3 protein-coding genes and 2 pseudogenes are annotated in these 4811 nt (G+C 69.0%); 2 read left to right on the top strand and 3 right to left on the bottom strand.

Annotation, left to right across the window (positions count from 1 at the left end):
- Positions 1-378, top strand: a 378-nt coding sequence (locus tag IE252_RS42660) for a hypothetical protein (protein WP_229849170.1), incomplete at its 5' end; no start/stop codon positions are given.
- Positions 379-427: 49 nt separating this feature from the next.
- Here IE252_RS42660 and IE252_RS43860 read toward each other — a convergent pair.
- Positions 428-680 (bottom strand): annotated as a pseudogene (locus IE252_RS43860) (ATP-binding protein); the annotation flags it as partial.
- Between the two features lie 854 nt (positions 681-1534).
- Positions 1535-2289 (bottom strand): annotated as a pseudogene (locus IE252_RS42655) (transposase family protein).
- Between the two features lie 331 nt (positions 2290-2620).
- Here IE252_RS42655 and IE252_RS42650 point away from each other — a divergent pair.
- The gene (locus tag IE252_RS42650; protein ID WP_190094903.1) at positions 2621-4384 is read left to right on the top strand and encodes a sensor histidine kinase; all 1764 of its coding nucleotides are present in this window, start codon (positions 2621-2623) and stop codon (positions 4382-4384) included.
- Here IE252_RS42650 and IE252_RS42645 read toward each other — a convergent pair.
- Positions 4344-4811 (bottom strand): LuxR C-terminal-related transcriptional regulator (locus IE252_RS42645; RefSeq protein WP_190094902.1); only part of this gene is annotated, 468 nt, incomplete at its 5' end. The genes IE252_RS42650 and IE252_RS42645 overlap by 41 nt on opposite strands.

Raw genomic sequence — 4811 nt, 5'->3', positions numbered from 1 at the left:
GAACTCCTCAGCCACTACGCCAGGTTCACGATGGTGATCAAGCGCGCGCACGCCGACCGTCGCGGCTGGGACTACGACTGGGCCGAGTGGAGCGCCGTTCTGACGCGGGTCAGCCTGATCGCTCCCGTGGAGGTCGCGGCAGAGGTCGACCGCTTTGGCCAGTCGGTCGACCGCTTCTTGGACCGCGTCGCGCGAGACGTCGATCCAGTCCGTACGCCGCTCGGTGAAGAGGAGTTCCGGGAAGCCGGTGCGCAGGTGGCTCAGGCACAGATACGCCTGGTCAACGCGATGCGGCGGTCGCTGGGAGGGAGACAGAAGGCGCTGGCCTTCTGGATTGGAGGGTCGCACGCCGGTCCAGAGATTCGCGGATCGCTGTAGCGATCGCAACCATTCGTTGATGACGGCGATGGTGACCGTCGCCTCGTAGCGGACCGCCAATGCAGAATTTCTCCCGGCGGCCGATCCATTCGAGGGTTGTGAGCGCGTCCTGCGTGGGGCGGGGAATGGACGACCTTCATCCCGTCCCAGTCACCGAAGGTCTTCCCTGTGGGGAAGCCGGCCCGTTGGCGGCGGGTGTGGAGGTTGGCCCGGTCCCGCCCGGCGGCTTCCTCGGCCAGCAGGACGCGGACGACCTCGGCGGGCTCCCTTCTCTGTGCCTTGGCCGTGGGAATGAGATCGGCCGGGGTCGTCCCGTGTGGATCACTGGGTCGTTGGTCCGGTCGTGTCGTTGACTGTTGTGTGGTGGTCGCGGATCGAGCCGCTGTGTGCGGCCCGGACTGCGCGGTGTGGCGGGCGGTGGCGTGATCGCCGGCAGATGTGCGAGGCGATTGCGGGGAAGTACCGCACGGGCTCGGTCTGGGGGGGGCTGTGCCTTGCGGGTTCGGTTCGTGGAAGGGCGTCTGCACCCGCTTGCGGTCAGCCGGCGGAGTCCTGTCACCAGCTGTATTGCCGCTGCCCCTGGAGAGCTGTTCCCGAGGGGCTGTGCCTGATTTCCCAGCCAACTGACGGAGCATCTGGATGGCCGCCGGGTTGGTGAAGCGGGGGACTGGACGGTCTGGTAGGCCTGCTCAAGGAGTTTGAAGACTTCCTCGTCTCCGTGTGCAAGGTCGGGGTGCCAGTGTGTCGCGGCTTTGCGGTACAGGAGCTTGGCCCCTGCCGTGGAGTCTGGTTGGTGTCCGGCGAGTTCGACGAGGAGTGACTGGGCGGTGGCCCTGGGGAGCGGGTGAAGGGGGCTGATGCTGCGGAACACCGCCCGGTACCAGGTCAGCTTCAGCGTCTTCGCCCGCTCGGTCTCGGCTCGCCGGCGCCGGACCGAGAGTTCTTGGGGCCCGAGCCGGGACCGCCAGGCAGCCTGTTTGCAGGCGTCCGAGCACCATCTGGGTGCGGGGCCACGGCGCCGGGGGCGGTTCCACTGCATCTCGCACCCCCCGCACACCAGCCGCTGCACCCCGGGCACCGAACGCTCCGCCCGCGCCATAAGCCTTCCCTGCCTCTTGAGGGTCCTTCAACTCGTAACGCTGAGCGTTTTCCATCCTCACGCTGATGCGTGGGGAAGGACGAGGACGGCCTTCACGATGTCGGTGATCCGGTCGGTGCTGTGCAGCGGAGCCTCCGCAGGAGGCGCCAGCCCTTCAGAGTGGCCATGGCCGCTCACCGAGGCAGCGGATCTTGGCGTGGGTGGTGTTGTGGCGGCGCTTCCACCTCTTGAGGCAACGGCTCCGAAACGGTACCCGGACAGGTCCGCCGGCACCTTGATACGCCTTGTCCGCCCAGCATTTGAGCCCTGCGTCCGCGAGAGCCTCGATGATCCCGTGCTGCCTCGCGGCGGTCAGGTCATGAGTCGAGCCGGACAGTGCGGGCGAGGCCCAGAGCAGCCGTCCGAACGGATCGGTGAGGACCTGGACGTTCATGCCGTGGCGTTTATGTTTCCCGGAGTAGTACGGAGTGTCGGCGGCGATGCGGTCGATGGGCAGCAAGGTGCCGTCGAGGATGACGAACGCCTTCGCCCGGATCGTCTCCATCGTCTCGGCCAGGGACGGGGCGAGGGTACAGGACGTCGACGGCCTCGTGTATGTAGCGGAAGACGGTGGCGATTCCGATGCCGGACCCGGCGGCGAGCCGGGCGTAGGTGTCACCGCACCGCAGATGGGCGAGGGCGAGCAGAGCCTGGCGTTGGGCGGGAAGGCGCCGCCACCGCGTCCCGATCTCCCGCCGCCTGGAGGTCAGTTGCCCGGTCAGGAACCGCAGTGTGCGGCTGGACAGATCGATCGAGGACGGGTAGACAAGCACGCGAAGCTCCTGGCGGACATGGGTGATCTTGGTTGTGAACCCGTCTACCAGGAGCTTCGTCGTTGTGCAGGACTGTCCAACTCGCGGTCAGCGCCGCCAGCTTGGAAGAGGCTCAGTCACACGATCTTGCCTCTTCTGATCCGGCAGGACTATCGGGCCGCCAGAGTCATGGGCTCACGGACCTACGCGACCTCATAGACGTGTCTGCCGTCGCTCCTTGGAGCGCGGATTTTCCGTCGTTGTGACCGATCCGGTGGGTAGGGGAGTCTGGCGCCGCTACGGTGAGAGCCGGAGTCCTGGGCCTTTGCGGCGGATCCGTACGGAGGCACCGATGGGTGAGGATGGACAGCAAGGGTCGCTGCCGCGGTTGCGGCTGGATCAGCTGCTCGACGAGCTGCAGGTGCGTATCGGTGCGGTGCGCAACACGCGCGACCGGCTGCACGTGCTGCTGGAGTCCGTCCTCGCGGTCGGCCGGGAGTTGGATCTGTCGCAGGTGCTGCGGAGGATCGTCGAGGCCGCGGTGGTCCTGGTGGATGCCGAGTACGGGGCGCTCGGCGTCATCGGCCAGGGGCGGCAGCTGGTGCAGTTCCTGCCGGTGGGGATCGACGACGAGGTGCGTCGGCTGATCGGTGATCTGCCGTCTGGGCACGGGCTGCTGGGCGAGCTGATCCGGCATCCGAAGGCGCTGCGCCTGTCCGAGCTGTCTGAACACCCGGCGTCCTCCGGCTTTCCCGCCAACCACCCGCCGATGCGCTCCTTCCTGGGTGTCCCGATCCGGGTGCGGGAGGAGGTGTTCGGCAACCTCTATCTGACGGAGAAGCGTGGCGGCGCCGACTTCGACGAGGAGGACGAGGCCGTCCTGTCCACGCTGGCGGTGGCGGCCGGGGTGGCGATCGAGAACGCCCGCCTCTACGAGGAGGTGAGGCTGAGGGAGCGGTGGCTGGAGGCGGGCGCCGAGGTCACCAGCGCGCTGCTGTCCGGGGTGCCCGAGTCGGCGGTGCTGGAGGTGCTGGTCGAGCGGGCTCGTGAGATCACCTCGGCCGAGCTGGGGGTGGTGGACCTGGTGGAGTCGGCGAGCGGCGAACTGCGGGGTGCCCTCGCCCTGGGCCGTTGGGCGGAACGGCACCAGGGGCTGGTCCTGCCGACGGAGGGGACGCTCGCGGGCGCGGCCATGGGCTCGGGTTCGGTCGTCGTCTCCGTGGATGTACGCAAGGACTCACGGGTGACGTACGGGCCCGACCGGTGGGAGGGGCTGGGGCCCGCGGTGGCGGTGCCGATGGGTACCCGGGACGGCGTGCGCGGCGTGCTGCTGCTGGCGCGCGGCGCGGGGCAGGCGCCGTTCACCGAGGCGGAGAGCAAGCCCCTGCGGGGGTTCGCCGACCAGGCGGCGCTCGCGCTCGAACTGTCCGACCGGCGCCGGGACGCGGAGCAGATGAGCATCCTGGAGGACCGTGACCGCATCGCGCGGGATCTGCACGACCTGGCGATCCAGCGGCTGTTCGCCACGGGGATGACGTTGCAGAGCGCACAGCGTTTCGTCCAGCATCCGGAGGCGGTGGAGCGGGTGGGCCGGGCGGTGGACGACCTCGATACCACCATCAAGATCATTCGCTCGACGATCTTCGGGCTGCGTGCCCATGAAGTCCCCGAGGCGGGGACGGGCCTGCGGATCAGGGTGGTGCGGGCGCTGGAGGGCGTCGCTCCCGCACTCGGCTTTACGCCCGCGCTGCGCATGGAGGGGCTGATCGATGTTGATGTGCCGGGCGACGTAGCCGAGGACGTGCTGGCGGTGCTGGGGGAGTCGCTCACCAATGTGGCCCGCCACGCCGGAGCCACGGCGGCTGAGGTGGTACTGGTGGCGCGGGGCGGGGAGGTGGTGCTGACCGTGACCGACAACGGGACCGGGCTCCCCGGAGGGGCCGGGCGCCGCAGCGGTCTGCGCAACCTCGCCGAGCGGGCCGGGAGGCGGGGCGGGACGTGCGCCGTGAAGGCGGCAGAGGGCGGCGGCACACGGCTGGACTGGCGGGTTCCGCTGCGTACCGCGCGGCCGGGGGTCAGCGATGCCGGTCCTCCGGAGGGAGCTGGGCCGCGATGACCGCGGCCTGGACGCGGCGCTCGACGCCCAGCTTCGCCAGGAGCCGGGAGATGTTGTTCTTGACCGTCTTCTCCGAGAGGTAGAGGCGCTTGCCGATCTGACGGTTGGTGAAGCCCTCGCCGATCAGATCGAGGATCTCGCGTTCGCGTTCGGACAGGCCCGCCAGCCGCTGGTCCCCGGCCGGTGCCTCCTCCGCAGAGGGGCCCCGCAGTGTGCTCATGAGCCGTGCGGTGGTGGCCGGATCGAGCATCGACTGCCCCGAGGCGACCGTACGTACCGCCGAGATGAGGTCGGTGCCCTTGATCTGCTTGAGGACGTAACCCCAACGCCGTTGCTTTTGCGGTTCGGGCTGGGTGTCAAGTGCCTGGTCATGGGGCGGGACCTCGGGTAGTTCCTGTGGTGTCGAGCCCAGGAACGAGTGCCCGGA

This window comes from Streptomyces melanogenes (genome assembly GCF_014649795.1).
In the GTDB taxonomy this organism is placed as follows: Bacteria; Actinomycetota; Actinomycetes; order Streptomycetales; family Streptomycetaceae; genus Streptomyces; species Streptomyces noboritoensis.
This window is presented reverse-complemented; position numbering and strand designations above follow the sequence as displayed.

Coding starts and splice junctions, on each gene's coding strand:
- IE252_RS42650 (WP_190094903.1), top strand. CDS start 2,621: ATGGGTGAGGATGGACAGCAAGGGTCGCTGCCGCGGTTGCGGCTGGAT.